Genomic DNA, 23,343 nt, shown 5'->3' with positions numbered 1-23,343 from the left:
GATTTCTTCTTCTGTCGCAGGACGGAAGAACAGAGAATCGGGCCCTTGCGCCTGAATGTTGCGGAGAAAAAGCATGGCGGGGAATGACCGCGAGCCAATTGGACGTAAAGGGAAACCCTCGCGTCCGGTGAAACAAAAGGTGAGCCGTCGTCAACTCAGAGATGAAGAGTATGACGACGATTATGATGATGATGACTATGAGGATGAAGAACCGATGCCGCGTAAGGGTAAAGGCAAAGGGCGTAAGCCTCGTGGTAAGCGCGGCTGGTTCTGGCTGCTGGTAAAACTGTCGATTGTCTTTTTGGTGCTGATCGCCATTTACGGCGTTTATCTGGACCAAAAAATTCGTAGCCGTATTGATGGCAAAGTCTGGCAGCTTCCTGCGGCAGTTTATGGCCGTATGGTTAACCTTGAGCCAGAAATGCCTATCGGCAAGAACGAGATGGTGAAGCTGCTGGAGGCCACGCAGTACCGTCAGGTGACGAAGATGACGCGTCCGGGCGAATTTACCGTGCAGGCGAAGAGCATTGAGATGATTCGTCGTCCGTTTGACTTCCCGGACAGCAAAGAAGGGCAGGTGCGTGCGCGTCTGACCTTTGACGGCGATCATCTGGACACCATCGAGAATATGGATAACAACCGCCAGTTCGGTTTTTTCCGTCTTGATCCGCGTTTGATCACCATGCTCTCTTCACCTAACGGTGAGCAGCGCCTGTTTGTTCCGCGTAGCGGCTTCCCGGATCTGCTGGTGGATACGCTGCTGGCGACCGAAGACCGTCACTTCTATGAACATGACGGTATCAGCCTCTATTCCATTGGTCGTGCGGTGCTGGCGAACCTGACGGCGGGTCGTACGGTACAGGGGGCCAGTACGCTGACTCAGCAGCTGGTGAAAAACCTGTTCCTGTCCAGCGAACGTTCCTACTGGCGTAAGGCCAACGAAGCCTATATGGCGCTGATCATGGATGCGCGTTACAGCAAAGACCGCATTCTTGAGCTGTACATGAACGAAGTCTATCTCGGCCAAAGCGGTGATAACGAGATTCGCGGCTTCCCGCTGGCGAGCCTCTATTATTTCGGTCGTCCGGTAGAAGAGCTGAGCCTCGACCAGCAGGCGCTGCTGGTGGGGATGGTTAAAGGGGCGTCGATCTACAACCCGTGGCGTAACCCGAAGCTGGCGCTGGAGCGTCGTAACCTGGTTCTGCGTCTTCTGCAGCAGCAGCAGATTATCGACCAGGATCTGTATGACATGCTGAGCGCGCGTCCGCTAGGCGTACAGCCGCGTGGTGGGGTGATCTCCCCGCAGCCTGCCTTTATGCAGATGGTGCGTCAGGAGCTCCAGGCGAAGCTGGGCGATAAAGTTAAAGATCTCTCCGGCGTGAAGATTTTCACCACCTTTGATTCCGTGGCGCAGGACGCCGCAGAAAAAGCGGCGGTGGAAGGCATTCCGGTATTGAAGAAACAGCGTAAGCTGAGCGATCTGGAAACCGCGATTGTGGTCGTTGACCGCTTTAGTGGTGAAGTTCGCGCCATGGTCGGCGGAGCAGAACCGCAGTTTGCGGGCTATAACCGTGCGATGCAGGCGCGTCGTTCGATTGGTTCTCTGGCCAAGCCTGCAACCTATCTGACCGCGCTCAGCCAGCCGAAGTTGTACCGCCTGAATACCTGGATTGCCGATGCGCCGATTGCGCTGCGTCAGCCGAACGGCCAGGTGTGGTCACCGCAGAACGATGACCGTCGCTATAGCGAAAGCGGCAAAGTAATGCTGGTGGATGCGTTAACGCGTTCAATGAACGTGCCAACGGTAAATCTGGGGATGGCGCTGGGCCTGCCTGCTGTAACCGATACCTGGTTGAAGCTGGGTGCGCCGAAAGATCAGCTTAACCCGGTTCCGGCCATGCTGCTGGGTGCGTTAAACCTGACGCCAATCGAAGTGGCGCAGGCGTTCCAGACTATCGCCAGCGGTGGGAACCGCGCGCCGCTGTCGGCGCTGCGTTCGGTGATTGCCGAAGATGGTACCGTGCTGTACCAGAGCTTCCCACAGGCCGAGCGTGCTGTTCCGGCGCAGGCGGCGTATATGACGCTGTGGACTATGCAGCAGGTGGTTCAGCGTGGTACGGGTCGCCAGCTTGGCGCGAAGTATCCGGGTCTGCATCTGGCAGGGAAAACCGGGACCACCAACAACAACGTGGATACCTGGTTTGCCGGGATCGACGGCAGCCAGGTGACCATCACCTGGGTGGGCCGCGATAACAACCAGCCAACCAAGCTGTACGGTGCCAGCGGCGCGATGTCGATTTATCAGCGTTATCTGGCCAACCAGACGCCAACACCGCTGGTGCTGACGCCACCGGAGGATGTGGTGGATATGGGCGTAGACTACGACGGTAACTTCGTTTGTAGCGGGGGTATGCGCACGCTTCCGGTATGGACCACCGATCCGGATTCACTGTGTCAACAAGGTGAGATGTTGCAGCAGTCGGGTAATCCGTTCGATCAATCTTCTCAGCAGCCGCAGCAACAGCAGCCTCAACAGCAGCAACCGCCGCAGCAGGAGAAGAAGGACGGCGATGGCGTAGCCGGTTGGATTAAAGAGATGTTTGGCGGTAACTAATGCCTGCCTCAAAACCCGCTTCGGCGGGTTTTTCATTTTTTGCGCTATATGGTTTTAGTTTGCCTTGCCTGACGGCGCTGCGCTTATCAGGCCTACGGAATTAAGGTAGCCATCCGGTACGTTATCCGTTAAAACATTTCAGCCTAATTTATTAACCCTTTCTTTTCATCTGGTTATTTCTTAACCCCTCAGTTTTAGTAGGGACGCGTATTGCTTGCTATCTCGCCAGAGTTTCGAATATTATGCTGCCGTTATAATAATAATTCTCGTTTACGTTATCATTCACTTTCATCAGAGAAATACCAATGGCGCGTCTTAAAACTGCTCAGCCAAGTTCATCACTGCGTAAAATCGCAGTAGTGGTAGCCACAGCGGTTAGCGGCATGTCTGTCTATGCACAGGCGGCGGTTGACCCGAAAGAAGAAACCATCACCGTAACTGCAGCACCTGCTCCGCAGGAAAGCGCATGGGGGCCTGCGGCAACCATCGCTGCACGACAGTCTGCTACGGCGACCAAAACCGACACTCCGATTCAAAAAGTTCCTCAGTCTATTTCAGTGGTCACCGCCGAAGAGATGGCGTTGCATCAACCAAAATCGGTCAAAGAGGCGCTCAGCTACACCCCGGGCGTTGCCGTGGGTACACGTGGCGCGTCCAATACCTATGACTACCTGATTATTCGCGGATTTGCCGCCGACGGCCAAAGTCAGAATAACTATCTGAATGGCCTGAAGATGCAGGGCAACTTCTACAATGATGCGGTCATCGACCCTTATATGCTGGAGCGCGCCGAAGTGATGCGCGGTCCGGTTTCCGTTCTGTACGGAAAGAGCAACCCGGGTGGGTTGTTGAATATGGTCAGCAAACGTCCGACAACAGAGCCCCTGAAAGAAGTTCAGTTCAAAATGGGCACTGACAGCCTGTTCCAGACCGGTTTTGACTTCAGCGATGCGCTGGATGACGATGGTGTGTACTCATACCGCCTGACTGGCCTGGCGCGTTCCGCGAATGCGCAGCAGCAAGGCGCAGAAGAACAGCGTTATGCCATCGCGCCATCTTTCACATGGCGTCCGGATGATAAGACGAATTTCACCTTCCTCTCCTACTTCCAGAACGAGCCGGAAACCGGTTATTACGGCTGGTTGCCGAAAGAGGGGACCGTGTCTAAGCTGCCAAATGGTTCACGTCTGCCGACCGATTTCAACGAAGGTGCGGACAACAATACCTACTCTCGTAACGAGAAGATGGTGGGCTACAGCTTCGACCACGAATTTAACGACACCTTTACCGTACGTCAGAACCTGCGTTATGCGCAAAACAAAGTGTCGCAGAAAAGCGTGTACGGCTACGGCATGTGCTCCGATCCGCTGTATACAAAAAACCAGGCAGCACTCAACGCTAGTCCATGTAAAAGCATCCCTCAGTCAGATTGGGATCACACGCTGACTCGTCAGTACGTTGACGATAATGAAAAATTGCAGAATTTCTCTGTTGATACCCAGTTGCAGAGCACATTCGCCACCGGTACCCTGGATCACACATTGCTGACCGGCGTTGACTATATGCGTATGCGTAATGATATCAACTCCTGGTTCGGTTGGGCTGGTTCGGTAGCGCCGTCTGATATCTATAACCTTGACCGTAGCGACTTTGATTTTGGGGCGCATAATGGACCAGGCGCACCTTATCGTGTCCTGAATAAACAGGAACAAACTGGCCTGTACGCTCAGGATCAGATGCAGTGGGATAAGGTGCTGGTCACTCTGGGCGGCCGTTACGACTGGGCTAAGCAGGACTCATTGAACCGCGTTTCTGGCGTGCTGGACTCCCGTGATGACAGACAGTTCACCTGGCGTGGCGGTGTTAACTACCTGTTCGATAACGGTGTAACCCCGTATTTCAGCTACAGCGAATCGTTTGAACCTAATTCTCAGGTTGGGGAAAGCGGCAATATCTTTGCGCCATCTAAAGGTAAGCAGTACGAAGCGGGCGTGAAGTACGTACCGAGCGATCGTCCGATCGTGTTGACCGGTGCCGTTTACCAGTTGACCAAAACCAACAACCTGATGGCCGACCCGAATGGATCGATCTGGTCAGTTGAAGGCGGTGAAATTCGCTCACGTGGTGTGGAAATTGAAGCGAAAGCGGCGCTGTCAGCCAGCGTTAACGTGGTTGGTTCTTATACCTACACCAACGCGGAATACACCACCGACACTACCTACAAAGGCAACACGCCTGCTCAGGTGCCAAAACATATGGCATCACTGTGGGGGGATTACACCCTCTATGATGGCGCGCTTTCCGGGCTGACGTTGGGTACGGGTGTTCGTTATACTAGTTCCAGCTATGGCGATCCGGCAAACTCCTTCAAAGTGGGAAGCTACACGCTGGTAGATGCGTTAGTACGTTACGATCTGGCGCGTGTTGGTATGGCTGGCTCCAACGTGGCGCTGCATGTGAACAACCTGTTTGACCGTGAATACGTCGCCAGCTGCTTCAATACTTATGGCTGCTTCTGGGGCGCAGAACGTCAGGTCGTTGCAACTGCAACCTTCCGTTTCTAATTTCTCTTTGGGCACGCTTTGCGTGCCCGTTTTACAAGTTGGCTGCTATGCAGGAAAACAGATCCCATCCCGACACCACTTTTGCGTTGCGTAATGTCTCCTTTCGTGTGCCTGGCCGCACGCTTTTGCATCCTCTCTCATTAACTTTTCCTGTAGGGAAAGTGACGGGTCTTATCGGCCACAACGGTTCCGGTAAATCGACATTATTGAAAATGCTGGGACGTCATCAGCCGCCGTCAGAAGGTGAAATCCTGCTCGACGAACAGCCGCTGGAGAGCTGGAGTAGTAAAGCGTTTGCCCGCAAGGTCGCCTATCTGCCGCAACAGCTGCCGCAGGCAGAAGGGATGACCGTACGCGAACTGGTGGCGATTGGTCGTTATCCGTGGCACGGGGCGCTGGGGCGTTTTGGCGTTGCCGACAGAGAGAAGGTAGAAGAAGCCATTTCGCTGGTAGGTTTAAAGCCGCTGGCGCACCGTCTGGTCGATAGCCTGTCCGGTGGGGAACGCCAACGCGCGTGGATTGCCATGCTGGTGGCACAGGACAGCCGTTGTCTGCTGCTTGATGAACCAACTTCCGCGCTGGATATTGCCCATCAGGTTGACGTGCTGGCGCTGGTGCACCGCTTAAGCCAGCAGCGTGGGCTGACGGTGGTAGCGGTGCTACACGATATCAACATGGCGGCCCGCTATTGCGATTACCTCGTTGCGCTGCGCGGCGGTGAGATGATTTCTCAAGGAACGCCTGCTGAACTGATGCGCAGTGAAACTCTGGAACAAATTTACGGTATCCCGATGGGCATTTTGCCGCATCCGGCCGGTGCCGCACCCGTGAGTTTTGTCTATTAATGATCGGATTACATCATATTACCCGTCGGCGGCTGCTTACGGCGATGGCGCTGTCGCCTCTGCTGTGGCGGATGAATACGGCGCACGCCGCGGCGGTTGATCCACAGCGCATTGTAGCGCTGGAATGGCTGCCGGTAGAGCTGCTGCTGGCGCTGGGTATTACGCCGTACGGCATCGCAGATATCCCTAACTACAAGCTGTGGGTCAGTGAGCCTCCTCTGCCGGACTCGGTAATTGACGTCGGGCTACGTACGGAGCCCAATCTCGAACTGCTGACCGAAATGAAGCCCTCATTTCTGCTCTGGTCGGCAGGCTATGGTCCTTCCCCTGAAAAGCTGGCGCGGATTGCACCAGGCCGGGGATTTAATTTCAGCGATGGCAAAAAGCCGCTGGCCGTTGCGCGACAGTCGCTGCAGGAAATGGCGCAATTGTTCAATCTGCAAGCCTCTGCTGAACGCCATTTGACTGAGTACGATCGTTTTATTGCCAGCCTGAAACCGCGCTTTATGCAACGCGGCGCGCGTCCCGTGCTCCTGACATCCCTGCTTGATTCGCGGCATATGCTGGTGTTTGGTTCAAACAGCCTGTTCCAGGACGTACTGGACGAATATGGGATCCCTAACGCCTGGCAGGGAGAAACAAACTTCTGGGGCAGTACTGCCGTGAGTATTGACCGTCTGGCTGCTTATAAGGATGTCGATGTGCTGTGCTTTGATCACGGCAACGATAAAGAGATGGCTGCGCTGATGTCTACGCCATTATGGCAGGCGATGCCGTTTGTCCGTGGCGGACGTTTTCAACGTGTGCCTGCCGTTTGGTTTTATGGCGCAACGCTATCGGCCATGCATTTTGCCCGCATTCTGGATAATGCATTGGGAGGCAAAGCGTGAACAGGAAACTTGAAATGCCGGATGGCGGCGCGAAAAGCGCCTTATCCGACCTACGGTTTGGGCGCTTTGTAGGCCGGATAAGGCGAAGCCGCCATCCGGCGTTGCTGTTGTTGGTGCTGTTTGTTGCTGCCTGCTGGCTGACATGGGTTAACTTCTCCGTTGCGCTACCGCGCAGTCAGTGGCAACAGGCTATCTGGTCACCGGATATCGACATCATTGAGCAGATGGTTTTTCACTATAGCCTGCTGCCGAGGCTGGCGATATCGCTACTGGTCGGCGCCGGGCTGGGTCTGGTCGGCGTGTTGTTTCAGCAGGTGTTGCGTAACCCGCTGGCGGAGCCAACCACGCTGGGCGTTGCGACCGGTGCGCAGTTGGGCATTACGGTCACCACGCTGTGGGCTATTCCTGGTGCGCTGACCACGCAATTTGCGGCGCTGGCGGGAGCATGTGTCGTTGGGGCGCTGGTGTTTGGCGTTGCCTGGGGCAAGCGTCTTTCTCCGGTGACGTTAATCCTTGCCGGGCTGGTGGTCAGCCTGTACTGCGGGGCGATTAACCAGTTGATGGTTATCTTCCATCACGATCAGCTGCAAAGCATGTTTTTATGGAGCAGCGGCACGTTAACGCAAACCGACTGGAGCGGCGTACAGCGTCTGTGGCCGCAGCTGTTGGGCGGTGTGATGCTGACTCTGTTGTTATTACGCCCAATGACGCTGATGGGACTGGATGACGGCGTGGCGCGCAACCTCGGTCTGGCGCTGTCGCTGGCACGTCTGGCGGCGTTATCGCTGGCCATTGTCATCAGCGCCTTACTGGTTAACGCGGTTGGGATTATCGGCTTTATTGGCCTGTTTGCACCGCTGCTGGCGAAAATGCTCGGTGCGCGTCGTTTGCTGGCACGTCTGGTACTGGCCCCGCTGATTGGTGCGTTGATCCTCTGGCTCTCCGACCAAATCATTCTGTGGCTGACCCGCGTATGGATGGAAGTCTCCACCGGTTCAGTGACGGCGTTGATTGGCGCACCGTTGCTACTGTGGTTGTTGCCGCGCTTGAGGAGTATGAGCGCCCCGGATATGAACGTCAGTAATCGCATCGCCGCTGAGCGTCAGAATGTGCTGATGTTTGCGCTGGCGGGTGGCGTAATCTTGCTGCTAACCCTCGTGGTGGCGCTGTCGTTTGGCCGCGACGCACATGGCTGGACATGGGCTAGCGGCGCGATGCTGGATGAGCTGATGCCCTGGCGCTGGCCTCGCATTCTGGCGGCCCTGATTGCCGGGGTGATGCTGGCGGTAGCGGGCTGTATTATTCAACGTCTGACGGGCAACCCGATGGCCAGCCCGGAAGTGCTGGGCATTAGCTCCGGTGCGGCATTTGGCGTGGTGCTCATGCTGTTTTTGGTCCCCGGAAATGCTTTTGGCTGGCTGCTGCCTGCCGGAAGCCTCGGGGCCGCGGCTACTCTGCTTATCATTATGATAGCTGCCGGGCGCGGTGGTTTTTCACCGCACCGTATGCTGTTGGCCGGTATGGCGCTCAGTACGGCCTTTACTATGCTGCTGATGATGCTGCAAGCCAGCGGCGATCCGCGCATGGCGGGCGTGTTGACCTGGATTTCTGGTTCAACCTATAACGCGAGCGGAGAGCAGGTACTGCGTACCGGGATTGTGATGGTGATTCTGCTGGCGATGACGCCACTGTGCCGCCGTTGGCTAACAATTTTACCGCTAGGCGGCGATACGGCGCGGGCTGTCGGTATGGCTATCACGCCATCACGCGTGGGGTTACTGCTGCTGGCGGCAGGGCTGACGGCGACAGCCACCATGACTATTGGACCGTTGAGCTTTGTCGGGCTGATGGCTCCGCATATTGCCCGTATGATGGGTTTTCGCCGGGCGATGCCGCATATGCTGATTTCGGCGCTGGCGGGTGGCGTGTTGCTGGTCTTTGCTGACTGGTGCGGCAGGATGGTGCTGTTTCCGTATCAGATCCCGGCGGGATTATTGTCGACGTTTATTGGTGCGCCGTACTTTATCTATCTGCTGAGAAAGCAGAGTCGCTGAGGCTGACCCCTTTCATGTAGGCCGGATAAGACACTTTTAGTCGACATCCGGCAATAAAAAAGCCGGGTGGCGGCTTCGCCTTACCCGGCCTACATTTCTGCACGTTCTCTTGTTTACAATTTCGCAAACACCCGGCGCGCGGCGTCGATGGTGTTATTGATATCGTCTTCACTGTGCGCCACGGACATAAAGCCCGCTTCGAAGGCAGACGGCGCCAGATAAATTCCTTCATCCAGCATCATGTGGAAGAAGCGCTTGAAGCGTTCGACGTCGCATGCCATCACATCCTGATAGCAGGTTACGGTTTCTGCATCGGTGAAGAAAATCCCGAACATCCCGCCCACATGGTTAACCACCAGCGGAATATTCGCTTCTTCGGCAGCTTCCAACAGACCTTCCGCCAGACGCGTTGTCAGTTCGTTCAGCGTTTCATGAATACCCGGTTGGGTCACTTCGGTCAGACAAGCAAAGCCCGCCGCCATTGCAATCGGGTTACCGGACAGCGTACCCGCCTGGTAAACCGGACCGGTCGGCGCCAGCGCGTCCATCACATCACGACGGCCACCGAATGCGCCAACGGGCATCCCGCCACCGATGATTTTACCCAGGCAGGTCAGGTCCGGAACAACGCCGTAATAATCCTGCGCACCGGCCAGTGCCACGCGGAAACCGGTCATCACTTCATCGATAATCAACAGCGCGCCAAACTCATCGCACAATGCACGCAGGCCTGGCAGGAATTCTGGCAGCGGCGGGATGCAGTTCATGTTGCCGGCGACCGGCTCAACGATGATACAGGCGATCTCCTGCGGGTACTGTTCAAACGCTGCACGCACTGAAGAGAGATCGTTATAGGTGCAGGTCAGGGTGTGTTTCGCGAAATCAGCTGGAACGCCAGGGGAGTTCGGCTGGCCCAGCGTTAACGCGCCGGAACCGGCTTTGACCAGCAGGCAGTCAGCATGGCCGTGGTAGCAGCCTTCAAATTTGATGATTTTATCACGACCGGTGAAACCGCGCGCCAGACGGATTGCGCTCATTGTCGCTTCCGTACCGGAGTTCACCATGCGCACCATGTCCATGGTCGGCACTAATTCGGTGACCAGCTCCGCCATTTTCACTTCCATCTCGGTCGGTGCACCGAAGCTTAAACCGCGTTCCGCAGCTTCAATCACCGCATTACGGATTGCCGGGTGGTTGTGACCCAGTACCATCGGTCCCCAGGAACCGACGTAATCGACATAGGCTTTACCATCGACATCGTACAGATACGCGCCGTCCGCTTTTTCGATAAACAGCGGAGTACCACCCACGCCAGTAAAGGCGCGAACGGGGGAGTTAACGCCGCCTGGGATAAGTTCGCGTGCTGCGCTGTAGAGATTTTCAGACTTACTCATGGATGGGGTCCTGGTTCGTAGAAAAAGTAAATGCCCGCTATTCTAGTTATTCAGAGAAGGTTATGAAAGTTTTACGCATTTGAAACAATGCGATTTGCAGGGGATTTTCGCGAAATGTGCGAGTAGAATGCCGATTCCGTATTTGTATTACCAATTAATGATCATCTGATGAAGACAGACACTCCCTCTTTTGAAGCACAGCAAATTGTGCGTTTACGCCGCAGGGATCAAATTCGTCGTCTCCTGGAACGAGACAAAACGCCGTTGGCGATCCTGTTGATGGCTGCAGTAGTGGGTACTGTGACAGGGCTTGTTGGCGTGGCATTTGAGAAAGCGGTGACCTGGGTGCAGAATCAGCGCATTGGCGCGCTGGCTCAGGTTGCGGACCATGACATTCTGCTGTGGCCGCTGGCGTTTATTCTCTCGGCGTTGCTGGCGATGGTCGGCTATTTCCTGGTGCGTAAATTTGCGCCGGAAGCCGGTGGTTCGGGGATCCCTGAGATTGAAGGTGCGCTGGAAGAGCTGCGACCTGTGCGTTGGTGGCGTGTCCTGCCGGTGAAATTTATCGGCGGCATGGGCACGCTGGGTGCTGGCATGGTGCTCGGGCGAGAAGGGCCGACCGTGCAGATTGGCGGCAACATTGGACGCATGGTGCTGGATATTTTCCGTATGCGCAGCGCCGAAGCGCGGCATACCCTGCTGGCTACCGGTGCCGCAGCGGGCCTTTCGGCGGCGTTTAACGCTCCGCTGGCGGGGATCCTGTTCATTATTGAAGAGATGCGCCCGCAGTTTCGCTATAACCTAGTGTCGATCAAAGCCGTGTTTACCGGCGTTATTATGTCGAGCATTGTGTTTCGTATTTTCAACGGTGAAGCCCCGATAATTGAAGTCGGGAAACTGTCTAATGCGCCGGTGAATACGCTGTGGCTGTATCTCGTGCTCGGGCTTATTTTTGGCTGTGTCGGGCCATTGTTCAATACCATGGTGTTGCGCACTCAGGATATGTTCCAGCGCTTTCACGGTGGTGAAATTAAAAAATGGGTGCTGATGGGCGGCGCGATCGGCGGTCTGTGTGGGATCCTGGGATTAATTCAACCTGAAGCGGCAGGCGGTGGCTTTAACCTGATCCCGATTGCCGCAGCAGGCAATTTTAGCGTCGGTCTACTGCTGTTTATATTTATCACCCGGGTCGTCACCACACTGCTGTGCTTCTCATCCGGTGCGCCCGGTGGGATCTTCGCCCCGATGCTGGCGTTGGGGACGTTGCTTGGTACGGCGTTCGGTATGGCTGCGGCAGCCTCTTTTCCGCAGTATCACCTGGAGGCCGGAACCTTTGCCATTGCCGGAATGGGGGCTTTGTTGGCTGCTTCGGTGCGTGCGCCGCTAACGGGTATTGTACTGGTGCTGGAGATGACCGATAACTATCAGCTCATTTTGCCAATGATTATTACCTGTCTTGGCGCAACACTATTAGCCCAATTTATGGGCGGAAAGCCGCTATACTCGACTATCCTGGCTCGTACGCTGGCAAAACAGGAAGCGGAGCAGGCGGCAAAAAGCCAGGGGACTGCCGCTGGCGAGAATACTTGAACGAAATACCAGGGTATTAGATAATGGCCCAAAATATTGGGTTGAAATTTACCCAATTGCCGATGTCGTTTGGAGCAAAATATGAGTGATGACGTAGCGCTGCCACTGCAATTTACTGAAGCAGCAGCCAATAAAGTTAAAAGCCTGATCGCTGACGAAGATAACCCGAATCTGAAATTACGCGTGTATATCACTGGCGGTGGTTGCAGCGGTTTCCAGTACGGTTTCACCTTTGATGATCAGGTCAATGAAGGTGATATGACCATCGAGAAACAAGGTGTTGGTCTGGTCGTTGATCCGATGAGTCTGCAATATCTGGTGGGCGGCGCGGTTGACTATACCGAAGGTCTGGAAGGTTCCCGCTTCGTTGTGACTAACCCGAATGCGAAAAGCACCTGCGGGTGTGGTTCTTCTTTCAGCATCTGATTGCTGTCTGTAATACTGATGGTCTGATGTTGTAGGCCCGGTAAGCGTAGCGCCACCGGGCAATGTGCCGGATGGCGGCGTAAACGCCTTATCCGGCCTACATGTTCTGTATCGTCATATCAACGCCCGTTATCATCCAGCGCAAACGTCGGCAATTTCAGATGCCAGCGAATGGCGGCAAGCCGAATCAGCAGCGTGACAATCATCCCCATCATACTGGCGTTTTCCAGTGAAACATCAAAGGTATAAAACGCTGTCGCATGCACGATCCCGCCGATAATACAGGCTGTGGCGTAGATCTCGGTGCGCAAAATCATCGGGACTTCACGAGCTAACACATCGCGAATGATCCCACCACCAACGCCGGTAATCACCCCCATACAAATCGCCACCAGCGGCCCTGTTCCTGCGAGAAATGCCTTGTTGACCCCAATACCCACGAACACCGCCAGACCAACGGCATCCAGCACCGGAAGGATCCATTTCGGTATGCGTCTTGGTTGACGTACCAACAGGATCGTCAGCATGCTGGTGATCATCGCCACCACCAGATCGGTCGGATCCTTAACCCAAAAAACCGGTCCATTATCCAGCGCCATATCGCGGATCGTGCCACCACCAACGGCGGTAACCACGCCGAGTACCAGGACGCCAAACGGATCCATACGTAATTTTCCGGCCAGTAATACGCCAGAGATTGCAAATACTGCGGTGCCGACAATATCAAGCCAATAGACGAGCATTTTTAAATCCTCACAACAGACCTGGTGGGGGCAGGCGCTAATTTATCTGTGAAAGCGCATTACAGAGTTGTTTTGCGGCGAGGATAATACGCGGGCTCGCGCGTTCGAACCAGTCACTATTAAGTGTAATAATGGGTATTTTTAGCTGGTTTCCCCAGTATTGCTCAATTTTCAGAGTTTCGCCCGGACCGCCTGTGGCAACAATAGCCTGGGGGGCTCGTGCCAGGACCTGCTCACGGCTAACCTGCGGCCAGGGAACCCGACTACCGGCAAAGATGTTTTCTCCGCCGCATACCTCAAGAACTTCGTGCTGAATAGAACCTTTTCCACTGGTAAACAGAGGATTGGCACCAAACTGGAGAAACACGCGTTTTTTCGGTTTGTTGGCATACTGAGATTTAAGTAAAGCATAGTCATCAAGCATGGTTTGCGCCGCCTGTTTAGCTTGTTCAGGCTTGGGGCTCCATGCCGCTAATTGGCGTAGCGCATCGGCAACCTGCTCAATGGTAACGGCGTCCACCCAGATGACCTTAATACCCAGAGAGGTTAGTTGATTCACCTGCCGCTCAGCATTTCCCCCGCGCCAGGCGACAACCAAATCAGGTTTCAGCGCCACAATACGTTCAAGATTCATCCCTTGCCAGGTTGAGACTTCCTCAATATTTTTGGCTTCTGGCGGGTAGTTTGAATAGCTGCTGACGCCAACGGGGGTAATGCCAGCGGCAAAAGCGAGTTCAGTATTGGCAGGAGAAAGCGTCACAACACGCGGTGCGGCGTAAAGGAACGCCGGGAGAGTGAAAAGCAGGGCGACCAGCGCCCTGGAGAGTAATTTAGCCATGCGCCAGTTTCTGTACCAGCGTTTCAACCATCAGGCTTGACTGCTTCGCGGCAACCACCAGGAATTCGTCAAAGCTGAGATGGGACTGCTGATCGGCAACGTCAGAGATAGCGCGAACCACGACAAATGGCACGTTAAAGTTGTGGCAAACGTGCGCAATTGCGGTCGCTTCCATCTCAACGGCAATCGCCTGCGGGAAGTTATGCTTAATTTTAGCCAGCCCCACGGAACCATTAATGAAGGCGTCGCCGCTGACGATAAGTCCGCGAACGGCGTTCAGATTGAGTTCGGCGATGCAAGACTCTGCGGCAGCAATCAACGTAGGATCGGCTTTAAAACCAGCCGGGCAGCCCGGTAGCTGACCAAATTCATAACCAAAGGCAGTGACGTCGGCGTCGTGATAGCGCGCTTCGTCAGAAACTACGATATCCCCGACTTTCAGCGTAGAGGCCAGGCCACCCGCAGAACCGGTATTAATGATGGCGTCCGGCTTGCAGCGTTCAAGCAGCAGCGTAGCGCCCAGTGCCGCAGCCACTTTACCGATACCCGATTTCAGCAGCGCAACCTCTGTACCGTTCAGTTGGCCGGTGTAAATTTCACAACCGCCGAGCGCGATGGTCTGACGGTTTTCGATTTTGTCACGCAGCAGCGTAACTTCTTCTTCCATTGCACCAATGATGCCGATTTTCATAGATTTACTCGCGATAAGCCAGATTTGAGGGCATAGTCTATCATGCGCTTAAGGGGTAGCGCATTTCTCAGGCGGGAGAGGACATGGCACAGATCGATTTCCGAAAAAAAATAAACTGGCATCGTCGTTACCGTTCGCCGCAGGGCGTGAAGACTGAGCATGAGATCCTGCGTATTTTCGAAAGCGATCGCGGACGTATTATCAATTCACCGGCAATTCGCCGACTGCAACAAAAGACCCAGGTCTTTCCGCTGGAACGTAATGCGGCGGTGCGCACGCGTTTAACGCACTCAATGGAAGTTCAGCAGGTTGGCCGCTATATCGCGAAAGAGATCCTCAGCCGACTAAAAGAGCAAAAGTTGCTGGAGCAGTATGGCCTGGATGAACTGACGGGGCCGTTTGAAAGTATTGTCGAAATGTCCTGCCTGATGCATGACATTGGCAATCCGCCGTTTGGCCATTTTGGGGAAGCGGCGATTAATGACTGGTTCCGCCAGCGGCTGTATCCCGCAGACGCAGAAAGTCAGCCCCTAAGTGATGACCGCTGCCAGGTGGCGGCATTACGGTTGCGTGAAGGCGAGGAGTCGCTGAATGATATTCGCCGTAAGGTACGCCAGGACCTGTGCCATTTTGAAGGCAATGCGCAGGGTATTCGGCTTGTGCATACGTTGATGCGTATGAACCTTACCTGGGCGCAGGTTGGCGGTATTTTAAAATATACCCGTCCAGCGTGGTGGCGCGGCAGTGCACCCGAAACACACAATTATTTAATGAAGAAGCCGGGTTATTACCTTTCTGAAGAACCGTATATTGAGCGGTTGCGTAAAGAATTATCATTAGCGCCTTACAGTCGCTTTCCATTAACCTGGATTATGGAAGCTGCCGATGATATCTCTTATTGCGTAGCGGATCTGGAAGATGCCGTTGAGAAAAGAATCTTTAGCGTCGAGCAGCTTTATCACCATCTGCATGAGGCGTGGGGGCAACATGAAAAAGGTTCCCTGTTTATCCAGGTTGTTGAGAACGCCTGGGAAAAATCACGTTCAAATACATTAAGCCGGAGTACCGAAGATCAGTTCTTTATGTATTTACGCGTCAATACGCTGAATAAACTGGTGCCGTATGCGGCCCAGCGGTTTATTGATAATTTGCCGCAGATTTATGAAGGCAGCTTTAATCATGCGCTGCTAGAAGATGCCAGTAGCTTCAGCCAGCTACTGGGCGTTTATAAAAATGTGGCAGTAAAACATGTGTTTAGCCATCCGGATGTTGAACAACTGGAATTACAGGGCTATCGGGTGATCAGCGGGTTGCTGGAGATCTATCAGCCGTTATTAAAAATGTCTCAGTCAGATTTTTCTGAACTGGTCGACAATGAAAGAGTAAAACGTTTTCCTATCGAGTCCCGTTTATTTCAGAAGTTGTCTACCCGCCATCGTCTTGCGTATGTTGAGGCGGTTAGTAAAATATCGACGGGGTGCGCTGAGTATTCGGTTCTGGAATATTATTATCGCTGCCGGTTGATCCAGGATTATATCAGCGGGATGACGGATTTGTATGCCTGGGATGAATATCGTCGCTTGATGGCCGTAGAACAATAAATACTCATTTGTAAAGACGGACAATAAAATTTTACTTTTTCCTTAAACTTAATTCTGGAACTTAGCGCTATAAAACGACTCTGACGTATACAGCAATTTTGCGTTACCTGTTAATCGAGAACGAAACACATGAAAAAAACCACATTAGCAATGAGTGCACTGGCTCTGAGTTTAGGTTTGGCGTTGTCCCCCCTGTCTGCTACAGCGGCTGAGACGTCGTCTTCAGCAATGACCGCCCAACAGATGCCAAGCCTGGCCCCGATGCTCGAAAAAGTGATGCCATCGGTGGTAAGTATTAACGTCGAGGGGAGCACGACGGTAAATACGCCGCGCATGCCGCGTAATTTCCAGCAGTTCTTCGGTGATAATTCACCGTTCTGCCAGGACGGTTCTCCGTTCCAGAGTTCGCCGTTCTGCCAGGGCGGCGCACCGGGCGCTGACAATGGCGGCGGCCAGCAGCAGAAATTTATGGCACTCGGTTCCGGCGTAATTATTGATGCCGCGAAAGGGTATGTCGTGACCAATAACCACGTGGTAGATAACGCCACGGTGATTAAAGTTCAGTTGAGCGATGGTCGTAAATTTGACGCGAAGATCGTGGGTAAAGATCCGCGCTCCGATATCGCGCTGATCCAAATTCAGGATCCGAAAAACCTGACGGCGATTAAGCTGGCAGATTCCGATGCGCTGCGCGTGGGTGATTACACCGTGGCAATTGGTAACCCGTTTGGCCTCGGTGAAACGGTGACTTCCGGTATCGTTTCTGCACTGGGCCGTAGCGGCCTGAATGCGGAAAACTACGAGAACTTTATCCAGACGGATGCTGCGATCAACCGGGGTAACTCCGGTGGTGCGCTGGTCAACCTGAACGGTGAGCTGATCGGTATTAACACCGCGATCCTCGCGCCGGACGGCGGTAACATCGGTATCGGTTTTGCGATCCCAAGCAACATGGTGAAAAACCTGACTTCACAGATGGTTGAGTTCGGCCAGGTTAAACGCGGCGAGCTGGGTATTATGGGTACCGAACTGAGCTCTGAGCTGGCGAAAGCGATGAAAGTTGACGCCCAGCGTGGCGCATTCGTCAGCCAGGTGATGCCGAACTCTTCTGCAGCGAAAGCGGGGATTAAAGCTGGGGATGTGATTACCTCCCTGAACGGCAAACCTATTAGCAGCTTCGCCGCCCTGCGTGCGCAGGTCGGTACGATGCCGGTTGGCAGCAAAATCACCCTGGGTCTGCTGCGTGACGGTAAGCCGGTCACCGTGAACCTGGAATTGCAGCAGAGCAGCCAGACTCAGGTTGACTCCAGCTCTATCTTTAAAGGCATTGAAGGTGCCGATATGAGCAATAAAGGACAGGACAAAGGTGTCGTGGTAAGCGACGTGAAACCGAATTCTCCGGCTGCACAGATTGGCCTGAAGAAAGGGGATGTGATTATCGGTGCGAACCAGCAGCCGGTGAAAAACATCGCTGAACTGCGCAAAATCCTCGACAGCAAACCAGCCGTACTGGCGCTGAACATTCAGCGTGGTGACAGCTCCATCTATCTGTTGATGCAGTAATCTCCCTCAACCCCTTCCTGCACAGGAAGGGGTTTCTTTTTGTGATACTTCCCACAACTCCATACTTCTCCCTTCCGCTTTGTGCATTTGCACAATGTCGCCGCTTATTATCTTCCCTATGCTTGAGCTCTGCTCACAGGAGGGGTTTATGGCTGGCTGGCATCTTGATACCAAAATGGCGCAGGATATCGTGGCGCGCACCATGCGCATCATTGATACCAATATCAACGTAATGGATGCCCGTGGGCGGATAATCGGCAGCGGCGATCGCGAACGTATTGGTGAATTGCACGAAGGGGCGCTGCTGGTACTTTCGCAAGGTCGGGTGGTCGATATTGACGATGCGGTGGCCCGGCATTTACACGGTGTGCGTCAGGGGATAAACCTGCCGCTGCGTCTGGAAGGCGAAATCGTTGGCGTTATCGGTCTTACCGGCGAACCGGAGCATCTGCGCAAATACGGCGAGTTAGTGTGCATGACCGCCGAAATGATGCTGGAACAGTCGCGCTTGATGCATCTGTTAGCGCAGGATAGCCGTCTGCGTGAAGAGCTGGTGATGAACCTGATTCAGGCGGAAGAGAATACGCCAGCGCTGATGGAATGGGCCCAGCGCCTGGGCATTGATCTGAACCAGCCGCGCGTGGTGGCGGTAGTGGAGGTCGACAGCGGTCAGCTTGGTGTTGACAGCGCGATGGCTGAACTACAGCAATTACAGAATGCGTTGACCACGCCAGAGCGTAATAATCTGATTGCGATTGTTTCCCTGACTGAGATGGTGGTGCTGAAACCGGCGCTCAATCAGTTTGGCCGCTGGGACGCTGAAGATCATCGCAAGCGCGTTGAGCAGCTTATTGCCCGCATGAAAGAGAACGGACAGCTGCGTTTTCGCGTGTCGCTGGGCAACTATTTTACCGGGCCTGGTAGCATTGCCCGTTCGTATCGTACGGCGCGCACCACCATGATGGTCGGTAAACAGCGGATGCCGGAAAGCCGTAGCTATTTCTATCAGGATTTGATGCTGCCAGTACTGCTGGACAGCCTGCGCGGCGGCTGGCAGGCCAATGAGCTGGCGCGTCCGTTGGTGAGGCTGAAAGCGATGGATAACAATGGGTTGCTGCGTCGGACATTGGCGGCATGGTTTCGTCATAACGTCCAGCCGCTGGCGACCTCAAAGGCACTGTTTATTCATCGTAATACGCTGGAATATCGCCTGAATCGTATTTCAGAACTGACCGGGCTGGATCTGGGGAATTTTGACGACCGACTGCTGCTGTATGTGGCGTTACAGTTAGATGAGCAGCATTGATTAATTGCCTGATGGCGCTACGCTTATCAGGCAAAATGCCGGGTGGCGGCTTCGCCTTACCCGGCCTACGAATACATTCACGTGCGGTTATTTACGCGTCAGTTTTTCCAGATCGGCTTCAATTTCGCTGATCTTGTTGGTCACGACGCTTTCGAGATGGCGTAAATCATCAAGGATCTTGCGTTTAAGATCGACTTCGCTGCGATCGCGCTGGCAGATCTGATCCAGTTCATCGATCACATAGCGCAGGTTGGGACTGATCTCCTGCACTTCTTTGTAACCCTGGCCGATGCCATCAGCTACCACCGTTTTGCGCTGACGGGGATATTTGAACTTCACGCTCTTGGCAAAAAACTCGCCTTTATCCTTTTGGAAATAGATTTTCAGGATATCGTTGTTGGCTTCTTGCCGCAGGCTGTAACGATCGATTTCTTCAGGATTAGTAATGCCCAGACTTTTCAGATTGTCATACATAGCGGTACCCTTAAGCTCACTATAACCATTGAATAATTAACGAAAAGCCTTGTTTATGCCACTCGCAGATGTAAAAAAAGCGGGCTAAGCCCGCTTTTTCAAATCGCTGTTAGTCGATAGTGCGCAACAGTTCGTTGATTCCCACTTTGCCACGCGTTTTGGCATCGACTTTCTTCACAATCACCGCGCAGTACAGGCTGTATTTACCATCTTTCGACGGCAGGTTGCCGGAGACGACCACGGAGCCTGCCGGAACGCGACCATAATGTACTTCGCCAGTTTCGCGATCGTAAATACGGGTGCTCTGACCGATGTACACGCCCATGGAGATAACAGAACCTTCTTCGACGATCACGCCTTCAACCACTTCAGAGCGTGCGCCGATGAAGCAGTTGTCTTCGATGATGGTTGGGTTAGCCTGCAACGGCTCCAGTACACCGCCGATGCCAACGCCGCCGGACAGGTGTACGTTTTTACCGATTTGCGCACAGGAACCGACTGTCGCCCAGGTATCAACCATCGTACCTTCATCAACATAAGCGCCGATGTTTACGTAAGATGGCATCAGCACGGTGTTACGGGCGATAAACGCACCCTGACGCACGGCCGCAGGCGGAACCACGCGGAAACCTTCCTTCTGGAAGCGCGCTTCGTCGTAGTTGGCGAATTTCATCGGTACTTTATCGAAGTAACGGCTTTCCGCACCTTCGATGACCTGATTATCGTTAATACGGAAAGAGAGCAGGACCGCCTTTTTCAGCCACTGATGCGTGACCCACTGACCCTCAATCTTCTCTGCGACGCGCAGTGCACCGGAATCCAGTAAAGAAATAACCTGATTCACCGCTTCGCGGGTTACGGTATCTACATTTGCCGGAGTAATGTCGGCACGGCGCTCGAAAGCGGACTCAATAACGTTCTGTAACTGCTGCATTGTTAAACTCTTTCCATAATAAATAAAAACATCACCCTTTATCGTTTGGATTGAGGGCCTCTGTCAACCGTTGATGCACTTCCTGCTGCAGCTCATTATTAAGGGCGCGCCGGTCGGCGGTGGCGATTATGAATAAATCTTCTACTCGCTCGCCAATGGTTGTAATTCGGGCGCCATGCAGCGAAATTCCCAGATCGGCAAAAATCTGCCCGACCCGCGCCAGCAGGCCGGGCTGGTCGAGAGCGATAAGCTCCAGGAATGATTTTCGGTCGGTATGGGTCGGCAAAAAGGTGACCTCAGTATCGACGGTAAAGTGGCGTAATTTTGCCGGCTGGCGACGCGGTTGCGGTGGCTGCCAACTGCGCTGCGTGATGGCCTGTTCCAGTCCAAAACGGATCGCTTCATGTCGGTCTGAAGACAGCGGGCTGCCGTCCGGTTCCAGCACGATGAACGTATCCATCGCCATCCCATCGCGGGTAGTGAAAATCTGCGCATCGTGGACGCTAAGATTACGCCTGTCCAGTTCGGCGCAGACGGCGGCAAACAGGTAAGGGCGGTCAGGGCTCCAGATGAAAATTTCTGTCCCGCCGCGCGTGGCCTGTGGGCTGAGCAGGATCAGCGGCTTGCTGAGATCGTGTTGCAGCAGATGGCGCGCATGCCAGGCCAGCTGATTTGGGCTGTGACGCACGAAGTAGTTGGCGCGACAGCGTGACCAGATGTGGTGCAACGCTTCTTCATCAATGCTGTCCATTCGCAGTAGCGCCAGCGCCTGAAGCTGATGATGGCGTACACGCTCACGCATATCCGGCGTATTTTGCATGCCACGACGGAGTTGTTTTTCCGTTGCGAAGTACAGCTCGCGTAGCAGGCTTTGCTTCCAGCTATTCCACAGCGTTTCGTTGGTGGCGCAAATATCCGCGACGGTCAGACACACCAAAAAGCGCAGACGGTGTTCCGTTTGTACCTCTTCGGCGAATTGCTTAATTACTTCGGGATCCTGAATATCGCGGCGCTGAGCGGTCACCGACATCAGCAAATGCTGGCGCACCAGCCACACGATCAGCTGCGTTTCGCGGGAATTCAGGCCGTGCAGTTCGGCGAACTTGAGCACATCCTGAGCGCCGAGTACCGAGTGATCGCCGCCGCGACCTTTGGCGATATCGTGGAACAGCGCGGCAATCAGAATCAACTCCGGCTGTCGCAGACGCGGCCATAGATCCACACACAGCGGATGGCGCTGACGGGTCTCTTCGTTAGCAAAACTTTCCAGCTTGAGCATTACGCGGATGGTGTGTTCATCCACCGTATAGGCATGAAACAGGTCAAACTGCATTTGGCCGACAATATGCGACCATTGCGGCATATAGGCCCACAACACGCTGTGGCGATGCATCGGCAGCAGACCGCGGCTCACCGCGCCCGGATGGCGTAACATGCTGAGAAACAGCGATCGCGCTTCCGGGATGTAGCACAGCGGCTGCGTTAAATGACGGCGGGCATGACGCAAATGGCGCAGCGTGGTGGAGTAAATCCCGCTGATCGCGCTGTTACGCACCATGATGTAAAACATCCGCAGTATCGCTTCTGGTTTGCGGATAAACAGATCGTCGTTGCGCAGATCGATCAACGTGCCGCGCAGTTGGAAGTCGTCATCAATCGGGCGCGGTTTTTCATCGGCGGGCATGGCGAGGATCGCCTCGTCGAACAGTTGCAACAGCATGTGATTCAGTTCGCTGACCCGTCGGGTGACGCGGAAATAGTCTTTCATCATCCGCTCGATAGGCTCGTTGCCTTCGCCGCCGTAGTTTAGCCGTTGCGCCACGCTGAGCTGGCGGTCAAACAGCAGGCGGTTGTCGTAACGACTAACGACCAGATGCAGGGCGAAGCGAATCCGCCACAGGATATGCAAACATTCATTCAGCTCGGCGCGTTCAGCCAGTGTCAAAAAGCCGAAGCCGACCATTTCGTCCAGTGAGGTGGCGCCAAAATGGCGGCGGGCCACCCATTGCAGGGTATGGATATCGCGCAGGCCGCCGGGACTGCTTTTGATATCCGGCTCCAGGTTGTAGCTAGTGCCGTGATAGCGCTGATGGCGCTGATTCTGCTCTTCCACTTTAGCGGCGTAAAACTTGTCGGAAGGCCAGAAACCTTCGCTAAAAATATGCTTTTGCAGCTCCAGAAACAGCGCCACATCGCCGATCAGCAGGCGAGTTTCAATCAGGTTGGTGGCGACGGTTAAATCTGACAATCCTTCCAGCAGACACTCTTCCAGCGTACGCACGCTATGCCCAACCTCCAGCCTCACGTCCCATAGCAGCGTTAACAGCTCACCGACTTTCTCGGCCTGCGCATCAGGCAGCTTTTTACGACTCAGGATCAGCAGGTCAATATCGGAAAGCGGGTGCAATTCGCCTCGTCCGTAGCCACCAACGGCAACCAGCGCCAGATCGGCTATTTGCCCGAACCCAGCTTCTATCCACAAACGCTGTAGCAGTTGGTCAATAAATTCGGTGCGGGCCTCAATGAGCTGTTCTGCGGAAATTCCACTGTCAAACGCTTCGCCTAACCAGTTCTGGAAGGTGTCGATATGCGCTTTAATGCCGGAGCAGTTGAGATCTTGCTGTGGCCATGTCCCTGGGTTTTGCGGTTGGCCAGGCAGGGTGGGGAGGGCAGTATTTGCGTGCTGTTCAGGAAGAGTATTCATTATGCGCCACCCATTAAAAAGCCAGATGATGGCGTGAACGCCTTATCCGGCCTACTAAGTAGTACAATTTGTAGGCCTGATAAGATGCGAATGCATCGCCATCAGGCAAAAC

At 54.3% G+C, this 23,343-nt stretch carries 18 protein-coding genes; 11 read left to right on the top strand and 7 right to left on the bottom strand.

Going from position 1 to position 23,343, the window contains the following annotated elements:
• The first annotated feature begins 73 nt into the window (after window positions 1-73).
• The 5 genes from mrcB (at window position 74) to fhuB (ending at window position 8,967) form a co-directional block, all read left to right on the top strand.
• Window positions 74-2,614, top strand: coding sequence for a bifunctional glycosyl transferase/transpeptidase (mrcB, locus tag SK35_RS20000; protein WP_048214900.1), 2,541 nt, complete (start codon window positions 74-76; stop codon window positions 2,612-2,614).
• Between the two features lie 305 nt (window positions 2,615-2,919).
• A complete protein-coding gene (gene fhuA, locus SK35_RS19995) occupies window positions 2,920-5,178 on the top strand; it encodes a ferrichrome porin FhuA (protein WP_048214899.1) in 2,259 nt (752 codons plus the stop codon).
• 47 nt (window positions 5,179-5,225) lie between these two features.
• Window positions 5,226-6,023 (top strand): Fe3+-hydroxamate ABC transporter ATP-binding protein FhuC, encoded by a 798-nt coding sequence (gene fhuC, locus SK35_RS19990; RefSeq protein ID WP_003829206.1) that lies wholly within the window; start codon window positions 5,226-5,228, stop codon window positions 6,021-6,023.
• Window positions 6,023-6,913: a Fe(3+)-hydroxamate ABC transporter substrate-binding protein FhuD gene (gene fhuD / locus SK35_RS19985; RefSeq protein ID WP_048214898.1), complete on the top strand. Its 891-nt coding sequence runs from the start codon at window positions 6,023-6,025 to the stop codon at window positions 6,911-6,913. Before fhuC ends, fhuD begins: the two co-directional genes overlap by 1 nt.
• Before the next feature lie 14 nt (window positions 6,914-6,927).
• Entirely contained in the window at window positions 6,928-8,967 is a 2,040-nt protein-coding gene (fhuB, locus tag SK35_RS19980) for a Fe(3+)-hydroxamate ABC transporter permease FhuB (protein WP_156174801.1), read from the top strand.
• A gap of 113 nt (window positions 8,968-9,080) precedes the next feature.
• On the opposite strand, the gene hemL is transcribed toward fhuB, so the two are convergent.
• The gene (hemL, locus tag SK35_RS19975) at window positions 9,081-10,361 is read right to left on the bottom strand and encodes a glutamate-1-semialdehyde 2,1-aminomutase (RefSeq protein ID WP_048214896.1); all 1,281 of its coding nucleotides are present in this window, start codon (window positions 10,359-10,361) and stop codon (window positions 9,081-9,083) included.
• A gap of 168 nt (window positions 10,362-10,529) precedes the next feature.
• On the opposite strand from hemL, the gene clcA reads away from it, so the two are divergent.
• Genes clcA through erpA form a run of 3 tightly spaced genes read left to right on the top strand, consistent with a single transcriptional unit; the run spans window position 10,530 to window position 12,377 of the window.
• The gene (clcA, locus tag SK35_RS19970; protein ID WP_048214895.1) at window positions 10,530-11,951 is read left to right on the top strand and encodes a H(+)/Cl(-) exchange transporter ClcA; all 1,422 of its coding nucleotides are present in this window, start codon (window positions 10,530-10,532) and stop codon (window positions 11,949-11,951) included.
• 23 nt (window positions 11,952-11,974) lie between these two features.
• On the top strand, window positions 11,975-12,040 hold the full coding sequence (yadW, locus tag SK35_RS19965) for a small protein YadW (RefSeq protein ID WP_122973801.1): 66 nt from the start codon (window positions 11,975-11,977) through the stop codon (window positions 12,038-12,040).
• Window positions 12,033-12,377 (top strand): iron-sulfur cluster insertion protein ErpA, encoded by a 345-nt coding sequence (gene erpA, locus SK35_RS19960; RefSeq protein WP_008786260.1) that lies wholly within the window; start codon window positions 12,033-12,035, stop codon window positions 12,375-12,377. The genes yadW and erpA overlap by 8 nt, the downstream gene beginning before the upstream one ends.
• A gap of 119 nt (window positions 12,378-12,496) precedes the next feature.
• On the opposite strand, the gene SK35_RS19955 is transcribed toward erpA, so the two are convergent.
• Genes SK35_RS19955 through mtnN form a run of 3 tightly spaced genes read right to left on the bottom strand, consistent with a single transcriptional unit; the run spans window position 12,497 to window position 14,649 of the window.
• On the bottom strand, window positions 12,497-13,120 hold the full coding sequence (locus tag SK35_RS19955; RefSeq protein WP_003829199.1) for a TRIC cation channel family protein: 624 nt from the start codon (window positions 13,118-13,120) through the stop codon (window positions 12,497-12,499).
• Between the two features lie 37 nt (window positions 13,121-13,157).
• The gene (gene btuF, locus SK35_RS19950; protein WP_003829197.1) at window positions 13,158-13,958 is read right to left on the bottom strand and encodes a vitamin B12 ABC transporter substrate-binding protein BtuF; all 801 of its coding nucleotides are present in this window, start codon (window positions 13,956-13,958) and stop codon (window positions 13,158-13,160) included.
• Entirely contained in the window at window positions 13,951-14,649 is a 699-nt protein-coding gene (gene mtnN / locus SK35_RS19945) for a 5'-methylthioadenosine/S-adenosylhomocysteine nucleosidase (protein WP_048214894.1), read from the bottom strand. Before mtnN ends, btuF begins: the two co-directional genes overlap by 8 nt.
• 83 nt (window positions 14,650-14,732) lie before the next feature.
• On the opposite strand from mtnN, the gene dgt reads away from it, so the two are divergent.
• The 3 genes from dgt to cdaR all read left to right on the top strand — a co-directional run bounded on the left by dgt (window position 14,733) and on the right by cdaR (window position 19,119).
• Window positions 14,733-16,250, top strand: a complete 1,518-nt coding sequence (gene dgt, locus SK35_RS19940; protein ID WP_048214893.1) for a dGTPase — start codon at window positions 14,733-14,735, stop codon at window positions 16,248-16,250.
• A 129-nt stretch (window positions 16,251-16,379) separates the two neighbouring features.
• A complete protein-coding gene (gene degP, locus SK35_RS19935) occupies window positions 16,380-17,813 on the top strand; it encodes a serine endoprotease DegP (protein ID WP_003829191.1) in 1,434 nt (477 codons plus the stop codon).
• A gap of 148 nt (window positions 17,814-17,961) precedes the next feature.
• Window positions 17,962-19,119, top strand: a complete 1,158-nt coding sequence (gene cdaR, locus SK35_RS19930) for a DNA-binding transcriptional regulator CdaR (protein WP_003018564.1) — start codon at window positions 17,962-17,964, stop codon at window positions 19,117-19,119.
• A gap of 87 nt (window positions 19,120-19,206) precedes the next feature.
• On the opposite strand, the gene SK35_RS19925 is transcribed toward cdaR, so the two are convergent.
• From SK35_RS19925 to glnD, 3 genes are all read right to left on the bottom strand, one after another.
• Entirely contained in the window at window positions 19,207-19,593 is a 387-nt protein-coding gene (locus tag SK35_RS19925; protein WP_005132126.1) for a DUF3461 family protein, read from the bottom strand.
• A gap of 109 nt (window positions 19,594-19,702) precedes the next feature.
• Window positions 19,703-20,527: a 2,3,4,5-tetrahydropyridine-2,6-dicarboxylate N-succinyltransferase gene (dapD, locus tag SK35_RS19920; RefSeq protein ID WP_003829186.1), complete on the bottom strand. Its 825-nt coding sequence runs from the start codon at window positions 20,525-20,527 to the stop codon at window positions 19,703-19,705.
• Window positions 20,528-20,558: 31 nt separating this feature from the next.
• Window positions 20,559-23,231 carry a bifunctional uridylyltransferase/uridylyl-removing protein GlnD gene (gene glnD, locus SK35_RS19915; protein WP_048214892.1) on the bottom strand — a complete coding sequence of 891 codons (2,673 nt, stop codon included), beginning with the start codon at window positions 23,229-23,231 and terminating at the stop codon, window positions 20,559-20,561.
• Window positions 23,232-23,343: the final 112 nt, after the last annotated feature.

It is taken from the genome of Citrobacter sp. MGH105 (genome assembly GCF_001037485.2).
GTDB classification, from domain to species: Bacteria; Pseudomonadota; Gammaproteobacteria; order Enterobacterales; family Enterobacteriaceae; genus Citrobacter; species Citrobacter portucalensis.
This window is presented reverse-complemented; position numbering and strand designations above follow the sequence as displayed.